This is a genomic window from Leclercia sp. M-A074-M, from assembly GCF_965195605.1.
Classification (GTDB): Bacteria; Pseudomonadota; Gammaproteobacteria; order Enterobacterales; family Enterobacteriaceae; genus Enterobacter.
This window is the reverse complement of record NZ_CBDAHM010000003.1, coordinates 467,700-486,288: the sequence shown is the minus strand read 5'-3', so window position 1 is coordinate 486,288 and position 18,589 is coordinate 467,700. Positions and strand designations below refer to the sequence as shown.

Sequence of the window (18,589 nt, the reverse complement as noted above, 5' to 3'; positions counted from 1 at the left end):
CAGCGCCACCGGGCTTTTTATTGGACAGCGGTCATGAACACATTAGAACAAACCATCGGCAACACCCCTCTGATCAAGCTGCAACGGATGGGGCCGGATAACGGCAGCGAAATCTGGATCAAACTGGAAGGCAACAACCCGGCGGGTTCGGTGAAGGATCGTGCCGCGCTGTCGATGATTGTCCAGGCGGAAAAGCGCGGTGAAATCAAGCCCGGCGATGTGCTGATCGAGGCGACCAGCGGGAACACCGGCATTGCGCTGGCCATGATCGCCGCCCTCAAAGGCTATCGCATGAAGCTGCTGATGCCGGACAACATGAGCCAGGAGCGCCGTGCCGCGATGCGGGCCTATGGTGCCGAGTTAATTCTGGTCAGTAAAGAGCAGGGTATGGAGGGGGCTCGCGATCTGGCTCTTGAGATGGCGAACCGGGGCGAAGGTAAGCTGCTGGATCAATTCAACAACCCCGATAACCCCTATGCCCATTACACCACCACCGGCCCGGAGATCTGGCAGCAGACCGAAGGCCGCATCACCCATTTTGTCTCCAGCATGGGAACCACGGGCACCATCACCGGCGTCTCCCGTTTTCTGCGTGAGCAGGAAAAAGCGGTCACCATTGTTGGCCTGCAGCCGGAAGAGGGGAGCAGCATCCCGGGTATTCGCCGCTGGCCTGCGGAGTACATGCCGGGCATTTTTAATGCTCAGCTTGTGGACCAGGTGCTGGATATTCACCAGCGCGAGGCGGAAAATACCATGCGTGAACTGGCCGTACGCGAAGGTGTTTTCTGCGGCGTCAGTTCAGGCGGCGCGGTAGCGGGCGCCCTGCGCATTGCACAGGCGGTGCCGGGCGCGGTGGTGGTGGCGATCGTCTGCGATCGCGGCGATCGCTATCTCTCTACCGGCGTGTTTGGTGAGGAGAGCTATACGCAAGGGGCAGGGATCTAAAGGCGATGGAGATGATTTTATTCCGGGATAAAACCCGGGCGCAGCAGAGCGATATTGTGGCGGTTCAGTCGCAGGTGGTGTACGGCAGCGTGGGTAACAGCATTGCGGTGCCTAATATTCGCCAGCATCGCCTCAACGTGACGGCGATACCAACCGTGCTGTTCAGTAATACCCCCCACTACGACACCTTTTACGGTGGGGTGATCCCCGACGAGTGGTTCAGCGGCTACCTGCAGGCGCTGGAAGAGCGGGACATTTTGCGGGAGCTGAAAGCGGTCACCACCGGCTACATGGGCAGCGCCAGCCAGATTATCCTGCTGGCGAACTGGCTGCGCACGATTAAGGCACAGCATCCGGATCTCTTTATCCTGGTGGACCCGGTCATTGGCGACACCGACAGCGGAACCTACGTTAAACCCGAAATCCCGGAAGCCTACCGTCAGCATCTGCTGCCGCTGGCGCAGGGGATTACGCCCAATGTCTACGAGCTGGAAGTGCTCAGTGGCAAATCGTGTCGGGATAACGCCAGCGCCATTGCCGCGGCAAAAGGGCTACTTTCTGATACGCTGCAGTGGGTAGCGATTACCAGCGCCCCCGTGGCTGGTGACGCTGACGCTATTCATGTAGTGTTGGTATCCCATGACGAGGTGACAATCAGTACCCATCCCCGCGTCAACGTCGATCTTAAAGGTACTGGCGATCTCTTCTGTTCAGAGCTTGTCAGCGCGCTGGTGCAGAATGAGAGCGTGGCGGCGGCGATAAGCCGTGCAGGGGAGAGGGTGACGCAGGTCATGCAGTATACTCAGGAAAAAGGGTACGACGAGCTGGTTTTACCTCTCTGACAAACAAAAATGGCGCCCGAAGGCGCCATTTTTCTGTGCGGCAAAAATTACTTTTTGATGCGGATAACCGGGGTTTCACCCACGGTGACGCTGCCGGACAGTTTAATCAACTCTTTGATTTCGTCCATGTTGGAGATAACAACCGGCGTCAGGGTAGACTTGGCTTTCTCTTCCAGCAGTGGCAGATCGAATTCAATCACCGGATCGCCAACTTTAACGCGCTGGCCTTCTTCAGCGATACGCTTGAAGCCTTCGCCTTTCAGTTCAACAGTGTCGATACCGAAGTGAACGAACAGCTCAATACCGCTATCGGATTCGATAGAGAATGCATGGTTGGTTTCAAAAATCTTACCAATCGTGCCGTCAACCGGTGCAACCATTTTGTTACCGGTTGGTTTGATAGCAATGCCATCACCAACGATTTTCTCAGCAAATACGACATCTGGCACGTCTTCGATGTTGACGATCTCACCAGACAGCGGAGCAACAATCTCAATAGTTCCGGTGTCGTTATTGCCTTTGTCACCGAATAGTTTACTAAATAAACCCATTAGACTTCTCTCCTAAGCAGTAATTTGGGCCGCATCTCGTGGATTAGCAGATTGTTTTTTCTTCAATGAACTTGTTAACCAGCGTCATTAACTCGTCCGTTGTCGGTTGAGCAAGAGCCTGCTCTGCTAACACCTTCGCATCTTCGAAGTTCGTGTTACGGATAATCTTCTTGATACGCGGGATGGAAATGGCGCTCATAGAGAATTCGTCCAGACCCATACCCAGCAACAGAAGTGTAGCACGTTCATCGCCTGCAAGCTCACCACACATGCCTGTCCACTTACCTTCTGCATGAGAAGCATCAATAACTTGCTTGATCAAGTTCAGTACGGACGGGGACATTGGCTGGTAAAGATGTGAAATCATATCATTACCACGGTCAACTGCCAGGGTGTACTGGGTTAAATCGTTGGTACCAATACTAAAGAAGTCCACTTCTTTGGCTAAATGACGGGCAATCGTCGCGGCAGCAGGGGTTTCTACCATCACGCCAACTTCGATAGCTTCGTCGAATGCTTTACCTTCGTCGCGCAGTTCCTGTTTGAAGATTTCGATCTCTTTCTTCAGTGAACGCACCTCTTCAACAGAGATGATCATCGGGAACATGATGCGCAGTTTACCGAAAGCGGAGGCGCGCAGGATAGCGCGGACCTGGTCGCGCAGGATCTCTTTACGATCCATTGCGATACGCACGGCACGCCAGCCCAGGAACGGGTTCTCTTCTTTCGGGAAGTTCATGTACGGCAGCTCTTTGTCGCCGCCGATGTCCATAGTACGGACGATAACGGCCTGGGAGCCACAGGCTTCAGCAACCGCTTTATAGGCAGCGAACTGCTCTTCTTCGGTTGGCAGGGCGTCACGGTCCATGAACAGGAATTCAGTACGATAGAGACCGACACCTTCCGCGCCGTTGCGCTCAGCGCCATCGACGTCGCGTACGGTACCGATGTTTGCGCACACTTCTACCTGATGACCATCCAGCGTAATAGCTGGCAGATCTTTCAGCTTAGCGAGTTCCGCTTTTTCAGTCGCAACCTGCTCCTGAACGGTACGCAGTTTTTCGATCTCTTCGTTAGTTGGGTTGACGTAAACCACGTTGTTTACGGCATCCAGAATCAGATAATCGTCGTTTTTCACCTGTGCGGTCACGCTACCGGTACCCACGATGGCTGGCAGCTCCAGAGAACGCGCCATGATAGAGGTGTGGGAGGTACGGCCACCCGCGTCGGTGATGAAACCCAGCACCTTGTTCAGGTTCAGCTGTGCGGTTTCTGACGGGGTCAGGTCGGCAGCAACCAGGATGACTTCATCCTGAATCGCGCTCAGATCGATAATGGCAAGGCCAAGGATGTTGCGCAGCAGGCGCTTACCGATATCACGCACGTCAGCCGCGCGTTCTTTCAGGTATTCATCGTCCAGCTCTTCCAGGGCAGATGCCTGACCTTCGATAACTTCATGCGCAGCGGCATCCGCTGTCATGCCTTTATCTTTAATCAGGGCTATGATTTCCTGCTCAAGCTCCTCATCTTCGAGCAACATAATGTGCCCTTCGAAGATGGCTTCTTTTTCTTCACCGAAAGTTTCGCCAGCTTTAGTTTTGATCGCTTCCAGTTGCGCAGATGCTTTTGCACGGCCACTCAGAAAACGTTCAACTTCCTGATTTACCTTATCAGCAGAAATTTTTTTCCGGTCGATGACGATCTCGTCTTCTTTCAACAGAAGTGCTTTGCCGAAAGCGATACCCGGGGATGCTAAAATGCCTGAAATCATAACCCTACCTTACTTGTGACTGATATTTAAAAGAACCCGGATACTTACTCGAGCTCAGCCATCAGTTTAACCAGATGCTCAACTGCTTTCTGCTCGTCTTCGCCTTCCGCGGAGATGGTCACAACGGTGCCCTGAGTCAGACCCAGAGTCTGCAGTTTGAACAGGCTTTTTGCGCTTGCGCTTTTGCCGTTGGAAGTCACAGTGATCTCAGAAGTGAAGCCTTTTGCTTCTTTAACAAACTGAGCAGCAGGGCGGGTGTGCAGACCGTTCGGAGCGGTAATGGTAACTTCTTGCTGGAACATTGTATTTCCCCAACTTATTGGTTTAGTGTTGTGGAACTAAAGTCTAGCCTGGCGGCAGGACTTTAGCCTGTATTGTTAGCACCGGCTTAACGGCACGAGGCACAAATGTGTCAAACGTATTCCGGCACTGGCATGTCAGGCTGCTGACGTCTCGCTCGACATTAAACATTATGCCGCGAAAGCAAGACTTGAACCAAATCATAAAATCGATTCAGCAGCGCGAATTCCTGGATCGATTAATTTCGTGCTTCAAAATAATTGTCAGCTTAAATACCAGAGCCAACGGGGTTGAGCAATGCCGGAAGAGATAAAAGTTTGAAGCAGGCCACAAAAAAGCACCCAGTTGGGTGCTTTTTTACGCGATATTTACATTCTGGCACTACTGTTGCAGTTCTTTTTCAGTGAAGAGATCGGCAAACAGGGCAGTACTTAAATAACGCTCACCCGACGATGGAAGAATAACCACGATGTTCTTATTGGTAAAGGTTTCATCCTCGAGTAATTTCAACGCGGCGGCTACGGCAGCACCGGAGGAGATACCCGCCAGAATACCCTCTTCTTCCATCAGGCGGCGCGCGGTAGAAATGGCTTCATCGTTGGTGATAGCCACAACTTTATCAATCAGTTTCAGATCCAGGTTGCCCGGAATAAAGCCCGCGCCGATACCCTGAATCTTATGCGGGCCCGGCTTCAGTTCTTCTCCGGCCAGCGCCTGGGCAATGACTGGAGAGTCGGTTGGCTCAACGGCAACGGTAATAAGGTCTTTTTTACCTTTTGTACCTTTAATATAACGGCTCACGCCCGTCAGCGTACCGCCGGTACCCACACCAGAGATAAAGACATCAACCTGACCGTCGGTATCTTCCCAGATCTCCGGACCGGTGGTCTTCTCGTGGATTTCCGGGTTAGCCGGGTTGCTGAACTGCTGCAGCAGCAGGTATTTAGCCGGATCGCTGGCCACAATTTCTTCTGCTTTCTGAATAGCGCCTTTCATGCCTTTTGCGCCTTCGGTTAAGACCAGATTTGCGCCCAGGGCCTTCAGCAGTTTACGACGCTCAATACTCATGGTTTCTGGCATGGTCAGCGTCAGCTTATAACCGCGCGCGGCGGCAACGTAGGCCAGCGCGATACCGGTGTTACCGCTGGTTGGTTCAACCAGCTCAACGCCCGGTTTCAGTACGCCACGCTTTTCCGCATCCCAAATCATGTTGGCACCGATACGGCATTTTACGCTGAAGCTTGGGTTACGAGATTCTACCTTCGCCAGGATGCGTCCATTACCGATACGGTTCAGTCGAACCAGGGGCGTGTGACCGATAGTCAGCGAGTTATCTTCAAAAATCTTACTCATGGCCTGTCCTTAACTGTTTGAAATTGGGATACCGTCCCAGCATACCTGTTGCATAGGTAGGGGGAAGTAAGGAAATCGCATATCTATATGCTGCATAGAAATAATGGGGATCAGTATGGAATAAGGGGCGGCATAAGCCACCCCTCTTTTTAACTTATTTCCACAAAGCGTGTTTGTCGCGATAACAATCCACCCACATCGCCGTCGCGCCGCACACCGCTACCGGCATGATGAAAAGGTTAAGGAACGGAATCATGGTGAACAGGCTGGTCAGCGCGCCAAACTGCATATTGGCCATCTTACGGCTGCGCAGGGCGGTGCGCATCTCTTTGAAGGGCACCTTATGGTTATCAAAGGGATAGTCGCAATACTGGATGGCCAGCATCCACGCACTGAACAGGAACCAGAGTACCGGCGCTACGGTCTGTCCGATGCCGGGAATAAAATAGAGGAGCAGCAGCACGATGGCGCGGGGCAGATACCATGCCAGCTTTTGCCATTCGCGTTTCATAATGCGCGGCAGATCTTTCATGATCCCCAGCACGCCGGTGTCCGGCGGCGTGGCGCCCGTCAGCCGCGCTTCCAGCTGTTCGGCGAGCAGACCGTTAAAGGGCGCGGCGATCCAGTTGGCGAGCGTCGAGAAAAAGTAGCCAAACACCAGCAGCACCGAAACGATCGCAATCGGCCATAGTAGATAGCTCAGCCATTGCAGCCAGTCGGGGACATGGCTCATGAGCGCCGGGATCCAGCTGTCCAGACGGGTAAAGAGCCACCAGAAGGCGCCCCCCATCAGCAGAACGTTGATCAGCAGAGGCAGGATCACAAAGCGTCTGATGCCGGGCAGGGAAACCAGTTTCCAGCCCTGCGAAAAGTACCAGACGCCGCTGCGTGAAGGGGAAGATGTCGATGAAACCATAACCAGGTTGAGCTCCTTTTATCACAACCAGTGAAATTGCCTGCCTATATTAGCCAGTTGCGGCACGTTGACCAGTTCGGAAATGTTCGAAAAAACAGCAAAAAGCACGATTTAACTCATCTTTATGCTGCGAATGCTCTGCACGCACTTGCACTTGACGTAATCGGCAAATACTCTTAGTGAGTAAATGTTTGCCGTGGTGGCAAGGTGTTAGAACAACAGAGAATATAATGATGCAGGATTTGCGTCTGATATTAATCATTGTTGGCGCGATCGCCATAATCGCTTTACTGGTACATGGTTTCTGGACCAGCCGTAAAGAGCGCTCTTCTATGTTTCGCGATCGCCCACTGAAGCGCATGAAGTCTACCCGTGACGACGATAGCGATGAGGATATCGACGACATGGAAGATGAGGGTGTGGGTGAAGTACGCGTTCATCGGGCCAATACTGCGCCCGGCGCAGGCCATGGGGAGCATGAAGCGCCTCGTCAGCCTCCGCAGCATCAGTACCAGCCGCCTTACGCATCTGCACAGCCACGTCCCGCTGCGCCGCAACCCGTGGCCGAACCGGTACGCCAGCCGCAGCCGCAGCAGCATGAACCTGTGCGACAGCAGCCCGTGCCGCAGCAGCATGAACCTGTGCGTCAGCAGCCGGTGCCGCAGCCGCAATATGCCGCGCAGCCTGAACCACAGCCGCAGCCACAACCTGTCGTACAGCAGGCGCCGCAGCCTGTTGCGCCAGCGCCGCAACCAGCCCCAGCGCCGGTTTCAGAGCCGGAGCCGGTTGTCGAGGCCGCGCCAGTAGCTGAAAAACCACAGCGTAAAGAGACGGTGATTGTCATGAGCGTTGCGGCTCACCAGGGCACCACCCTGAATGGCGATGTGCTGCTTAACAGCATTCATCAGGCGGGCTTTAAATTTGGCGATATGAATATCTTCCATCGCCACCTCAGCCCTGACGGCAGCGGCCCTTCGCTGTTCAGCCTGGCGAATATGGTTAATCCGGGAACCTTCGATCCGGAGATGACCGGCGATTTCACGACGCCGGGCATTACCATCTTTATGCAGGTGCCCTCGTATGGCGATGAACTGCAAAACTTTAAGCTGATGCTGCAGTCTGCTCAGCATATTGCCGATGAAGTGGGCGGTATGGTGCTCGACGATCAGCGTCGAATGATGACGCCGCAGAAACTGCGCGAATATCAGGACCGCATCCGCGAAGTGAAAGAAGCTAACGCGTAAACATTCGCGTTTGTTTCACACCTCCTCAACCCCCGCCTGTCGGGGGTTTTTCTCATTAATGGTGCGACATGGACTCAATCGAACAACAACTCACCGAACTGCGAACCACGCTTCGCCACCATGAATATCTCTATCATGTGATGGATGCGCCGGAAGTGCCGGACGCGGAGTATGACCGTCTGATGCGTGAGCTGCGCGAGCTTGAAGCGCAGCACCCCGAGTTAATCACACCGGACTCGCCAACTCAGCGCGTCGGGGCGGCACCGCTGGCCTTTTTCAGCCAGGTCCGTCATGAAGTGCCGATGCTGTCGCTGGATAACGTCTTTGATGAAGAGAGCTTCCTCGCCTTCAACAAACGCGTCCAGGATCGCCTGAAGCATACCGATGCCCTGAGCTGGTGCTGCGAGCTAAAGCTGGATGGGCTGGCCGTCAGCATTCTGTACGAAAACGGGGTTATGATCCGCGCGGCCACTCGCGGCGATGGCACCACCGGCGAGGATATTACCGCCAATGTGCGTACCATCCGCGCGATTCCGCTCAAATTACATGGCGAGAACATTCCGGCACGTCTCGAAGTGCGCGGCGAAGTTTTCCTGCCCCAGGCGGGATTTGAAAAAATTAACGAAGAGGCGCGTCGTACCGGCGGCAAAATCTTCGCCAACCCCCGCAATGCCGCCGCCGGATCGCTGCGCCAGCTCGACCCGCGCATTACCGCGAAGCGCCCGCTAACGTTCTTCTGCTATGGGGTCGGCATCCTGGAAGGGGGAGAGTTGCCTGATACCCATCTGGGCCGTTTGCTGCAGTTTAAAGCCTGGGGGCTGCCGGTCAGCAACCGGGTGCAGCTGTGCGACTCGCCGGAGGCCGTGCTGGCGTTTTATCGTCAGGTCGAAGCCGATCGTCCGACGCTGGGCTTCGATATCGACGGGGTGGTGATCAAAGTCAACTCCCTCGCGCTGCAGGAACAGCTTGGCTTTGTCGCCCGTGCGCCGCGCTGGGCAGTAGCCTTTAAGTTCCCGGCGCAGGAGCAGATGACCTTTGTGCGCGACGTTGAGTTCCAGGTGGGCCGTACCGGGGCGATAACGCCGGTGGCGCGTCTGGAGCCGGTTCAGGTGGCCGGGGTACTGGTCAGCAATGCAACCCTGCACAACGCCGATGAGATCGACCGGCTGGGGCTGCGAATTGGCGATAAGGTGGTGATCCGCCGTGCCGGGGATGTGATCCCGCAGGTGGTGAACGTAGTGGAATCAGAGCGTCCTGACGATACGCGCCCCGTTGAGTTCCCGACCCACTGTCCGGTGTGCGGGTCCGACGTTGAGCGCGTCGAAGGAGAGGCCGTAGCCCGCTGTACCGGCGGTTTAGTCTGCGGCGCCCAGCGCAAAGAGTCCCTGAAACATTTCGTCTCCCGCCGGGCGATGGATGTTGACGGTATGGGCGACAAAATCATCGACCAACTGGTAGAGAAAGAGTATGTCCATACGCCAGCCGATCTGTTCCGCCTGACGCCCGGTAAGCTGACCGGGCTGGATCGCATGGGGCCTAAATCTGCCCAGAATGTGGCTGACGCGCTGGAAAAGGCCAAAGAGACCACCTTTGCCCGTTTCCTCTACGCACTGGGGATCCGTGAAGTGGGCGAGGCGACGGCGGCGGGGCTGGCGGGCTATTTCGGTACGCTGGAGGCGCTGGAAAAGGCGACGATCGACGAACTGCAAAAGGTGCCGGACGTTGGCATCGTGGTTGCTACCCACGTCTTTAACTTCTTCTCGGAAGAGAGCAACCGCGACGTTATCGGCCAGCTGCTTAACGAGGGGATCCGCTGGCCTGCGCCGGTGGCGATCAACGCCGACGAGATCGACAGCCCGTTTGCCGGCAAAACCGTGGTGCTGACCGGCAGCCTGAGCCAGCTTTCACGCGATGATGCTAAAGCGCGTCTGACGGCGCTGGGGGCGAAGGTGGCCGGCAGCGTGTCGAAGAAAACCGACCTGGTGATTGCCGGTGAAGCGGCGGGCTCTAAACTTGCCAAAGCGCAGGAGCTGGGCATTACGGTCATCGACGAAGCCGAAATGCTGCGTCTGTTGGGAGAGTAACGTGGATAAAGCGCAGCTTATTGAGATTGCCAACACCGAAATGCCGTTCGGCAAGTATAAAGGCCGTCGGCTGATTGACTTGCCGGAAGAGTATTTGCTGTGGTTTGCCCGTAAGGATGAATTTCCTGCCGGGCATCTGGGTGAGCTGATGGCCTTAACGTTGCTGATTAAAACCGAAGGGCTGACCCAGCTGGTTCAGCCCCTGAGACGTCCTTAAACTTTTGCCGCGCGGGCCTGCTCCCGGGCCTGCAACTCATCGGTCTGGCGACGGTAGCGACGCGCCAGCACCGCACAGATCATCAGCTGCAGCTGGTGGAAGATCATCAGCGGCAGCACCATCATCCCAACCACCGAGGCTGGAAACAGTATATTGGCCATCGGGATGCCGTTAGCCAGGCTCTTTTTCGAGCCACAGAAGACAATGGTGATTTCGTCAGCTTTGTTAAACCCAAAGCGGCGGGCGGCAAAGACGTTGATGGCAATGATAATCGCCAGTAGCACCAGGCTGACCACCACGATAAACAGCAGCGATCCGACTCCAACCTTATGCCAGATGCCATGCACCACGGCTTCGCTGAACGCAGAATAGACCACCAGCAAAATCGATGACTGATCGGTTTTGGCGATCCACTTCTTATGTTTCGCCACAAATGCCCCGGTCCAGGGGCGGGAAAGATGTCCCAGCACAAACGGCAGCAGCAGCTGCAGCATGATTTTGCCCACCTGCTCCAGACTGCCCTCCGCGCCATGCATATTCATCACCAGCCCCACCAGCAGCGGCGAAAGGAAAATTCCCAACAGGCTGGAGGCGGAGGCTGAACAGACCGCAGCCGCCACGTTGCCGCCCGCCATGGAGGTAAAGGCGATGGCCGACTGCACCGTAGCTGGCAAAATGCAGAGATAGAGGAAACCGGTATAGAGCGCCGGGTCGACGTTGACCGGTGCCCACCAGGCAAACAGCACGCCCAGGACCGGGAAAACAACAAAGGTGCTGCACATTACCCACAGGTGCAGTCGCCAGTGACTGCCGCCCGCGATAATCGCTTCACGGGAGAGTTTTGCCCCATGCATAAAGAACAGCAGGGCGATGGCGGCAGTGGTTAAGCCTTCAAAGAAGGGGACAAAACCGCCGCGAGCCGGGAAGAAGGAGGCGAGCAGAACCACGACGATAAGAATAAGGGTGAACGGATCAAGAATGCGCAAAAGTTTCATAAATACTCCTGAAAACAGATAACGCTATTGTGCTTAACTCCGTTTGAGAAATAAAATTGATTTATTGCATCAATTTATGAGTAAAACAGATGAATTACTCTCTGCGGCAACTTCGTATATTTGTTACCGTCGCGCAGGCGAAAAGTTTCAGCCGCGCGGGGACGATGATCGGCCTGAGCCAGTCGGCGGTGAGCCATAGCGTGAAAGAGCTGGAGTTACAGACCGGCGTGCGGCTTATCGACCGCACCACCCGTGAGGTGGTGTTAACAGAGGCGGGGCAACAGCTGGCCGCGCGTCTGGAAAGGCTGCTGGATGAACTTACCAGCACGCTACGGGATGCAGGCAGAGTAGGGCAACAGCTCTCCGGAACAGTAAGGGTTGCCGCCAGCCAGACCATTTCGGCGCATTTAATTCCACACTGTATCGCGCAAAGTAATCATCAGTATCCGGATATCAATTTTGTGCTCCATGACCGGCCGCAGCAGTGGGTTCTGGAGAGCATCCGCCTGGGAGAGGTGGATTTCGGTATCGTTATCGATCCGGGGCCGGTTAGCGATCTGGAGTGTGAAGAGGTGCTCTCTGAGCCTTTCTTATTGCTGTGCCGGGACGACGATCCCCTTGCTGCTCTGGCGCAGGTGACATGGCAGTCGCTTCAGGGTGCCAAACTGGTGTTACAGGATTACGCCTCTGGCAGTCGGCCACTCATTGATGCGGCTCTGGCAGAGCAGCAGGTAAGGGCGACGATTGTGCAGGAGATTGGTCATCCCGCCACGCTCTTTCCAATGGTGGAAGCCGGAATCGGAATTAGCGTGCTGCCCGCGCTGGCGCTCCCGTTGCCGCAGGGGAGTCGACTGACGGTAAAACGTTTCACTCCAATCATCGAACGGAAGCTGATGCTGGTTCGTCGAAAGAATCGCTCACTTTCGGGGGCCGCCCAGGCATTGTGGGAAGTGGTACGCATGCAGGCGAAGCGGCTGACGCAGGCCCGCATACGCGATCCGCTTTTTAACCCAGAAAACCGTTAAACGTAGATATCAATCTGGTGTTCAGCGGAAGGGGAGTTAACGCCTTCCACTTTAGCCTGCTGTTTATCCTGCTTCTGCTGAGCTTCTTCTGCCTGGCGGCGCTGCAACTGCTGGAGCTGAGCCTGCAACATTTTGATTTGGTTCTGCAGCAGCTCCTGCTGCTTTTTTTTCTCTTCCGCCGAGCCGCTGCCGTTGGCGACCTCTTTCAGCTGTTTGGTCAGTGTGGTGATTTGCGAGGTGAGGCGGCTGATTTGCGACGCAAGGTCATTGCCGGCGGAACTGCTGCTGCCGCTGCTTTGGGTTTGTACGGACGGGGTGGATGTCTGAATGGTTGTCATGACGATAGTCTCTTGCCTAAAAAAGAGATATCGGCAGAAAATTGAAGGGCTTGAGAATAGCTACCTGAAGAGGTAGTAAGCGCATTAATATCGCAGATATCAAAAAGGCGCCTTTAGGGCGCCTTTTTACATTGGTGGGTCGTGCAGGATGACTCGCTTCGCTCGCCCTTCGGGCCGTCGCCGCAGGCGGCTCCGTTGACTCACTGCGTTCGTCCCGAACCTGCGCAGGTTCGAATCGTTAATATCGCAGATAGCAAAAAGGCGCCTTTAGGGCGCCTTTTTACATTGGTGGGTCGTGCAGGATTCGAACCTGCGACCAATTGATTAAAAGTCAACTGCTCTACCAACTGAGCTAACGACCCGAAGTGGTGGGTGATGACGGGATCGAACCGCCGACCCCCTCCTTGTAAGGGAGGTGCTCTCCCAGCTGAGCTAATCACCCACTTCGGTACTTCATTTACTACTGCAAGAAATCCAGCTGGCGAGAAAGTGGTGGGTGATGACGGGATCGAACCGCCGACCCCCTCCTTGTAAGGGAGGTGCTCTCCCAGCTGAGCTAATCACCCACTTCTCAATTTCTTGCTACACGGCGGAGACTACATAAAGTAGTTGGTGGGTGATGACGGGTTCGAACCGCCGACCCCCTCCTTGTAAGGGAGGTGCTCTCCCAGCTGAGCTAATCACCCCCGCTGTGTGGAGTCGCATTATAGGGAGAGTTGAAAATGAGTCAACGCCTTTTCTAAAGATTTTGTTCGTTCGTCGTAAAATTAAACAAAACGATCGCAAAACCGCCTGTGGTGCATGATTTCTAAACAAAAACGGCTACAGAGAACGATCTGACAGTAACAAGATTGAGGAATCAGGCTGGAGTGATAGAATATTGCCCACTTTAGTTTCCAGGATATGCCGGTTGTCGGCATCTTTATCACTGTAAGGCCACTTCATGAAAATCAAAACTCGCTTCGCGCCAAGCCCGACAGGCTACCTGCACGTCGGCGGTGCGCGTACTGCTCTCTATTCCTGGCTGTTTGCTCGCAACCAGGGCGGTGAGTTTGTGCTGCGTATCGAAGATACCGATCTCGAACGCTCCACGCCGGAAGCAATCGAAGCCATTATGGATGGTATGAACTGGCTCAATCTGGATTGGGACGAAGGCCCCTATTTCCAGACTAAACGTTTTGATCGCTACAACGCCGTAATTGATGACATGCTTGAAGCGGGCACTGCATATAAGTGCTACTGCTCGAAAGAGCGCCTGGAAGCGCTGCGTGAAGAGCAGATGGCGAATAACGAAAAACCACGTTACGACGGTCGCTGCCGCCATGACCATTCACATCACGCTGCGGATGAACCGTGCGTAGTGCGTTTCGCTAACCCGCAGGAAGGTTCAGTCATTTTTGACGATCAGATCCGCGGCCCGATCGAATTCAGCAACCAGGAGCTGGACGATCTGATTATCCGCCGTACCGATGGTTCACCAACCTATAACTTCTGCGTCGTGGTGGATGACTGGGATATGGCGATCACCCACGTGGTGCGTGGCGAAGACCATATCAACAACACCCCACGTCAGATCAACATCCTTAAAGCGCTGAATGCGCCGGTACCGGTTTACGCCCACGTCTCTATGATCAACGGTGACGACGGTAAAAAACTGTCTAAACGCCACGGTGCAGTCAGCGTCATGCAGTACCGTGACGACGGCTACCTGCCGGAAGCGCTGCTGAACTACCTGGTGCGTCTGGGCTGGTCCCATGGCGATCAGGAGATCTTTAGCCGCGAAGAGATGATCCAGCTCTTCTCCCTGAGTGCGGTGGGTAAGTCTGCAAGTGCGTTCAATACCGATAAACTGCTGTGGCTGAACCACCACTACATCAATACCCTGCCGCCAGAGTATGTTGCGACCCAGCTGCAGTGGCACATTGAGCAGGCAAATATTGATACCCGCAACGGTCCACAGCTTGCCGATTTGATCAAACTGCTGGGTGAACGCTGTAAGACCCTGAAAGAGATCGCGGAAAACTGCCGCTACTTCTATGAGGAGTATGACGAGTTTGATGCTGATGCGGCGAAGAAGCACCTGCGTCCGGTTGCGCGTCAGCCGCTGGAAGTGGTTCGCGACAAGCTGGCAGCCATTACCGACTGGAGCGCTGAGAATGTGCATCATGCCATTCAGGCGACAGCGGATGAGCTGGAAGTCGGTATGGGTAAAGTGGGTATGCCGCTGCGTGTGGCGGTCACCGGTGCGGGTCAGTCTCCGGCACTGGACGTTACCGTACACGCCATTGGCAAAACCCGTAGCGTGGCGCGCATCAACAGAGCGCTGGCGTTTATTGCTGAACGCGAAAGCCAGCAGTAACCAGAACGTAAAAAATAAAACGGCAGGTTTCCCTGCCGTTTTTTATTGCGCTGACTGATGAATGTTCAGCCGCACCAGAAAACCCTCTATTCCCTCGCGCGCCAGCAAAACGGCCAGCCGCTCCTGCTCAGGTGGGGTCATCTTCTCCAGTGCATCCGTAATCTGCCGCAGCACGGCAACGGGTTGCCCATTACCATAGCTGGCCGAGGTCTCCGCCAACTGAAAGAGGGCCTGCCGTTTACGAATGGCGGGGATGTTCATGATGTGCTCGCGTACCTGCGCATCTATATGAATCAGGCGCGCCCGCCCACCTTTTACGCCGTTAATGCCTTCCGTTTTCCAGCCATTATTGCGCACCCAACGGTTGACGGTTTGCCTGGCGACGCCCAGCGTTTCCGCAAGCTCCTCGGTGGTCATTTTGCTACGTAATCTTTTCATATCAGTTCTGATCGCGGATCCCTAAACGTTGTAACAAACCGGTAATCCCTTCCCGGAGTAATAAAGAGGTCAATTGTTTCTGCTCTGTGGGTGTCATTTCATTGGCCAGCGTAATCAGCAGGGCCTGTAGCGAGTTCTCAGGGTAGATCTCCGGCGATGCGGCCACATCCGGGGCTCTGCGTGCGTTGCGGATAAACTCCCGAACTTTCTCATTCACATGGACCAGACGTGCTTTACCGCCCTGGACGCCGGGTTTTGGCGATGTGGACCAACCCTCTTTCCGCACCCACTTATTGATGGTCTGTCGGCTATAGCCAGTGAGTCGGGCCAACTCTTCTGGCGTCATTCGTTCCTTGATCATGCAATTTCCTGAGTAAGAGTGTGGTTAATTAGTGAGTCATTTTATAACACCCTTTTACTGGAAAACGTGACAAGATTAACTCATGGCTGCGAGCACTCTCGCAATGTGATTCATTTGCATGAATTTTCAGCGATTGAACCAGAGTGTGAGAATTTGCCGTTGACACTCAGCAATGGAATTCATATGATGCCGCCCGTCAACACGACACGCTTTACGCGATGGGGCTATAGCTCAGCTGGGAGAGCGCTTGCATGGCATGCAAGAGGTCAGCGGTTCGATCCCGCTTAGCTCCACCAAACTCTGAACCCAACAGAGTCTGGTGCGTAAAGAATACTGTGGGGCTATAGCTCAGCTGGGAGAGCGCTTGCATGGCATGCAAGAGGTCAGCGGTTCGATCCCGCTTAGCTCCACCAAAATATTAACCCTCGCCAGACGGCGGGGGTTTTTTTATGCCCGCGATACCGTTGCCTGTCTCTCCTCGTAATTCTGTAAATAAATCTTATTCAGGTTTACTCCTGAGCAGGAAATGCTATTTCCTGGACCTTAAGTTGAATCACCTGCATAAAGAAATTATTATTATTGTGAATTTAATAACGCCAGATAAACTGTTTAATAAAATTAATGAATATTAAGTTTACTATTGACGTAAAGCGCTTCTCGCTCGCTCTGGTGTTATGTCTGGTTGTCATTCCTTTCTCCCGCCTTATTTCACCGAAGTCTGTTATTGATGGTTTTGAAGTTTATCTGGCATGGATGCCGCTGAGCGTCATGCTGGCGATGATACTCTTATTTGGTCGTCAGGCTATTCTTCCAATCATCATCAGTTTTGCCTTCATTAACGAATGGAATTTAGATTTAACGCCAGGGCAGGTTGCTATCTTATTATTTTGTCAGGTATTTAGTACGCTGGTGGTCTGTGGGATCCTGCGATGGCAACTTGGAACGCGCTGGCGTTATCACGTACCCAATCGCTTTATCGGCGCGCGCATTTTCTGGCTGGGATTTATCCTGCCGCTAGCCACCAAACTCTCAATGTATCTGGCCGGTTATTTATGTGATTTTCCGATTACCCTTGCGAATTTTTCCGACCGCGGCTCGGTTATTTACCATATAGTCGATATTCAAAGCCTGATTTGTGCCGTTCTGATTTTTACCATGCTGTTCTATTATCCCTTAAGGATGATTATCAATCCCCATTATGCGCGCGCTTTCTGGCGGCGCAATATTCATAATTCATTTTCATTTCGCAACAGGTTATTTACATCCGCATTACTTCTCACGCTTGTTGCTTTCCTTTTGCTGCTCTGTGTACCTTTTACCTCCGATATCATTGCAGGCTACCTGGTTCCCGTCATATTCATTTTATTCACCTTAGGGGTCAGTCGATTTCGCTATCCTTTCATCGCGTTGGGCTGGGCGCTAAGCGCTTTGCTGCTGCTTACCTACAACAGCAATTTTCTACAGGGCGTACAGAACGGTTATTCACTGGCGTTTGTGCTGTCGGTGCTGATCTCCTTCGCAATTTGTCTGGCTTATATGTCCCGCATTTTTCAGCGCAGTCAATGGCTCAAACGTGGCTGGCAGGAGAGGGCGCTGGTCGATCCATTAACCGGGCTGCGTAATCTGCGCGCGCTGGAATGCTTTATGAAGGGCAACAGGGATATCACCCTGTGCTGTTTACGCATGGACAACCTGGAGTTTCTGAGCCGTCATTACGGCCTGATGATGCGCGTGCAGTGTAAACGGGACATTATTCGCCAGCTGCAGCCGTTGCTGATGGTCAACGAACAGGTTTTTCAAATCCCGGGTAATGAGCTGGTGGTGGTGCTTAGCGGCCCGGAAACCGGAGCGCGCCTGCAGCACATTACTGATTATCTCAACAGCCGCAAAATTTACTGGAACAATATCGGCATGGATATTGAGTTTGGCGGCGCCTGGGGCGGTGTGGAATCTAACGGGGGTGAGAGCCTGTACCACACGCTGGGCCAGCTAAGCTGGCTGGCAGAAAAGGCCTGCTCGGCGAATCAGGTTCTGTCGTTGAATAACAGCTTTGAGACGGTTTCGGGCCAGACGACGGAGCGTGTGCTGATGCTGAGCCGGATCAAACGCGCTCTGGATGAGGGGGGGCTGCGTCTGTATGCACAACCCATTCAGAGAGCCGATGGCGTGGGCTACCATGAAATCCTCTCGCGACTGGAGAGCGAGGGCGAACTCCTTACGCCCGACAGATTTCTGCCCCTGGTGGCGCAATTTAACCTGAGCCGACGCTTCGATATCAGCGTGGTTGAAGCACTGCTGGTATGGCTGCAGGATCATCCTGCACAGGGGTGCTGCGCGCGTTTCTCGGTGAATCTGATGCCGTTAACGCTGATGCAAAAAGAGGTTGCGTCAGAGATCATTGCACTGTTTGAACGCTACAGCGTGAAGCCGCAGACGGTTATTATTGAGGTGACCGAAGAGCAGGCGTTCTCCAATTCGGAAGTCAGTATCGCTAACATTCAGCAGCTGCGTCAGTATGGCTTTAAAATTGCTATCGACGACTTCGGTACCGGGTACGCCAATTACGAACGACTCAAGCGCCTGCAGGCGGATATCATCAAGATCGACGGCTGCTTTGTGAAGGATATTTGCAGCGACAGCATGGATGCGATGATTGTGAAATCCATCTGTAACCTGGCAAAGACCCGGTCGCTGTGCGTGGTGGCGGAGTTTGTCGAAACGGAAGCGCAGCGGGAAAAGTTGCTCGCCTCGGGAGTGGACTATTTACAGGGATATCTGATCGGCAAACCGCAACCGCTCACTGAATGACAGACGAAAAAAAACCGGGGTGTTATCCCCGGTTTTTTTATG

17 protein-coding genes, 6 tRNA genes and 1 other RNA gene are annotated in these 18,589 nt (G+C 54.0%); 10 read left to right on the top strand and 14 right to left on the bottom strand.

The features are described from left to right. Nucleotides 1-33: 33 nt before the first annotated feature. A complete protein-coding gene (cysM, locus tag ACOKCT_RS08960; protein WP_159340071.1) occupies nucleotides 34-945 on the top strand; it encodes a cysteine synthase CysM in 912 nt (303 codons plus the stop codon). Nucleotides 946-950: 5 nt separating this feature from the next. Next, nucleotides 951-1,787 (top strand): pyridoxine/pyridoxal/pyridoxamine kinase, encoded by an 837-nt coding sequence (pdxK, locus tag ACOKCT_RS08955; protein WP_103180643.1) that lies wholly within the window; start codon nucleotides 951-953, stop codon nucleotides 1,785-1,787. A 47-nt stretch (nucleotides 1,788-1,834) separates the two neighbouring features. Here the strand turns inward: pdxK and crr are convergent, their stop codons facing one another. The 5 genes from crr to cysZ form a co-directional block, all read right to left on the bottom strand. Further along, nucleotides 1,835-2,338 carry a PTS glucose transporter subunit IIA gene (gene crr / locus ACOKCT_RS08950; protein ID WP_039029658.1) on the bottom strand — a complete coding sequence of 168 codons (504 nt, stop codon included), beginning with the start codon at nucleotides 2,336-2,338 and terminating at the stop codon, nucleotides 1,835-1,837. Between the two features lie 43 nt (nucleotides 2,339-2,381). After that, a complete protein-coding gene (gene ptsI, locus ACOKCT_RS08945) occupies nucleotides 2,382-4,109 on the bottom strand; it encodes a phosphoenolpyruvate-protein phosphotransferase PtsI (protein WP_103824678.1) in 1,728 nt (575 codons plus the stop codon). 44 nt (nucleotides 4,110-4,153) lie between these two features. Beyond that, nucleotides 4,154-4,411, bottom strand: a complete 258-nt coding sequence (ptsH, locus tag ACOKCT_RS08940; RefSeq protein WP_000487600.1) for a phosphocarrier protein Hpr — start codon at nucleotides 4,409-4,411, stop codon at nucleotides 4,154-4,156. Nucleotides 4,412-4,790: 379 nt separating this feature from the next. Further along, on the bottom strand, nucleotides 4,791-5,762 hold the full coding sequence (gene cysK, locus ACOKCT_RS08935) for a cysteine synthase A (RefSeq protein ID WP_039029656.1): 972 nt from the start codon (nucleotides 5,760-5,762) through the stop codon (nucleotides 4,791-4,793). Nucleotides 5,763-5,916: 154 nt separating this feature from the next. After that, nucleotides 5,917-6,678, bottom strand: coding sequence for a sulfate transporter CysZ (cysZ, locus tag ACOKCT_RS08930; protein ID WP_103180640.1), 762 nt, complete (start codon nucleotides 6,676-6,678; stop codon nucleotides 5,917-5,919). Between the two features lie 230 nt (nucleotides 6,679-6,908). On the opposite strand from cysZ, the gene zipA reads away from it, so the two are divergent. The 3 genes from zipA (at nucleotide 6,909) to ACOKCT_RS08915 (ending at nucleotide 10,223) form a co-directional block, all read left to right on the top strand. Then, the gene (zipA, locus tag ACOKCT_RS08925) at nucleotides 6,909-7,922 is read left to right on the top strand and encodes a cell division protein ZipA (RefSeq protein ID WP_103180639.1); all 1,014 of its coding nucleotides are present in this window, start codon (nucleotides 6,909-6,911) and stop codon (nucleotides 7,920-7,922) included. A 68-nt stretch (nucleotides 7,923-7,990) separates the two neighbouring features. Further along, nucleotides 7,991-10,006, top strand: coding sequence for an NAD-dependent DNA ligase LigA (gene ligA / locus ACOKCT_RS08920; RefSeq protein WP_180209688.1), 2,016 nt, complete (start codon nucleotides 7,991-7,993; stop codon nucleotides 10,004-10,006). Nucleotide 10,007: 1 nt separating this feature from the next. Further along, on the top strand, nucleotides 10,008-10,223 hold the full coding sequence (locus ACOKCT_RS08915) for a DUF3820 family protein (protein WP_103180635.1): 216 nt from the start codon (nucleotides 10,008-10,010) through the stop codon (nucleotides 10,221-10,223). Here ACOKCT_RS08915 and ACOKCT_RS08910 read toward each other — a convergent pair. Next, entirely contained in the window at nucleotides 10,220-11,218 is a 999-nt protein-coding gene (locus tag ACOKCT_RS08910) for a bile acid:sodium symporter family protein (RefSeq protein ID WP_103180634.1), read from the bottom strand. The genes ACOKCT_RS08915 and ACOKCT_RS08910 overlap by 4 nt on opposite strands. A gap of 89 nt (nucleotides 11,219-11,307) precedes the next feature. On the opposite strand from ACOKCT_RS08910, the gene ACOKCT_RS08905 reads away from it, so the two are divergent. Beyond that, complete coding sequence (locus ACOKCT_RS08905; protein WP_420193385.1) at nucleotides 11,308-12,243, top strand: LysR substrate-binding domain-containing protein; 936 nt, start codon at nucleotides 11,308-11,310, stop codon at nucleotides 12,241-12,243. Here the strand turns inward: ACOKCT_RS08905 and ACOKCT_RS08900 are convergent. The 6 genes from ACOKCT_RS08900 to ACOKCT_RS08875 form a co-directional block, all read right to left on the bottom strand. Beyond that, on the bottom strand, nucleotides 12,240-12,581 hold the full coding sequence (locus ACOKCT_RS08900) for a FlxA-like family protein (RefSeq protein ID WP_420193384.1): 342 nt from the start codon (nucleotides 12,579-12,581) through the stop codon (nucleotides 12,240-12,242). The genes ACOKCT_RS08905 and ACOKCT_RS08900 overlap by 4 nt on opposite strands. Nucleotides 12,582-12,713: 132 nt before the next feature. After that, nucleotides 12,714-12,838: non-coding RNA, RtT sRNA (locus tag ACOKCT_RS08895), on the bottom strand. Nucleotides 12,839-12,867: 29 nt separating this feature from the next. Then, a tRNA-Lys gene (locus tag ACOKCT_RS08890) sits at nucleotides 12,868-12,943 on the bottom strand. A gap of 4 nt (nucleotides 12,944-12,947) precedes the next feature. Continuing rightward, nucleotides 12,948-13,023 (bottom strand) — tRNA-Val (locus ACOKCT_RS08885). A 48-nt stretch (nucleotides 13,024-13,071) separates the two neighbouring features. Further along, nucleotides 13,072-13,147, bottom strand: a tRNA-Val gene (locus ACOKCT_RS08880). Between the two features lie 44 nt (nucleotides 13,148-13,191). After that, nucleotides 13,192-13,267: transfer RNA gene (locus ACOKCT_RS08875), tRNA-Val, on the bottom strand. A gap of 257 nt (nucleotides 13,268-13,524) precedes the next feature. On the opposite strand from ACOKCT_RS08875, the gene gltX reads away from it, so the two are divergent. Further along, nucleotides 13,525-14,940, top strand: a complete 1,416-nt coding sequence (gene gltX / locus ACOKCT_RS08870) for a glutamate--tRNA ligase (RefSeq protein ID WP_103180630.1) — start codon at nucleotides 13,525-13,527, stop codon at nucleotides 14,938-14,940. A gap of 42 nt (nucleotides 14,941-14,982) precedes the next feature. Here gltX and ACOKCT_RS08865 read toward each other — a convergent pair whose 3' ends face one another. Both ACOKCT_RS08865 and ACOKCT_RS08860 read right to left on the bottom strand, forming a co-directional pair. Further along, nucleotides 14,983-15,378: a YfeC-like transcriptional regulator gene (locus ACOKCT_RS08865; RefSeq protein ID WP_103180628.1), complete on the bottom strand. Its 396-nt coding sequence runs from the start codon at nucleotides 15,376-15,378 to the stop codon at nucleotides 14,983-14,985. Nucleotide 15,379: 1 nt separating this feature from the next. Then, complete coding sequence (locus ACOKCT_RS08860; RefSeq protein ID WP_103180626.1) at nucleotides 15,380-15,739, bottom strand: YfeC-like transcriptional regulator; 360 nt, start codon at nucleotides 15,737-15,739, stop codon at nucleotides 15,380-15,382. A gap of 220 nt (nucleotides 15,740-15,959) precedes the next feature. Between ACOKCT_RS08860 and ACOKCT_RS08855 the strand changes: the two genes are divergently transcribed. The 3 genes from ACOKCT_RS08855 to ACOKCT_RS08845 all read left to right on the top strand — a co-directional run bounded on the left by ACOKCT_RS08855 (nucleotide 15,960) and on the right by ACOKCT_RS08845 (nucleotide 18,547). Then, a tRNA-Ala gene (locus tag ACOKCT_RS08855) sits at nucleotides 15,960-16,035 on the top strand. A gap of 41 nt (nucleotides 16,036-16,076) precedes the next feature. Beyond that, a tRNA-Ala gene (locus ACOKCT_RS08850) sits at nucleotides 16,077-16,152 on the top strand. Nucleotides 16,153-16,360: 208 nt separating this feature from the next. Next, entirely contained in the window at nucleotides 16,361-18,547 is a 2,187-nt protein-coding gene (locus ACOKCT_RS08845) for an EAL domain-containing protein (RefSeq protein WP_420193383.1), read from the top strand. The last annotated feature ends 42 nt before the right edge of the window (nucleotides 18,548-18,589 follow it).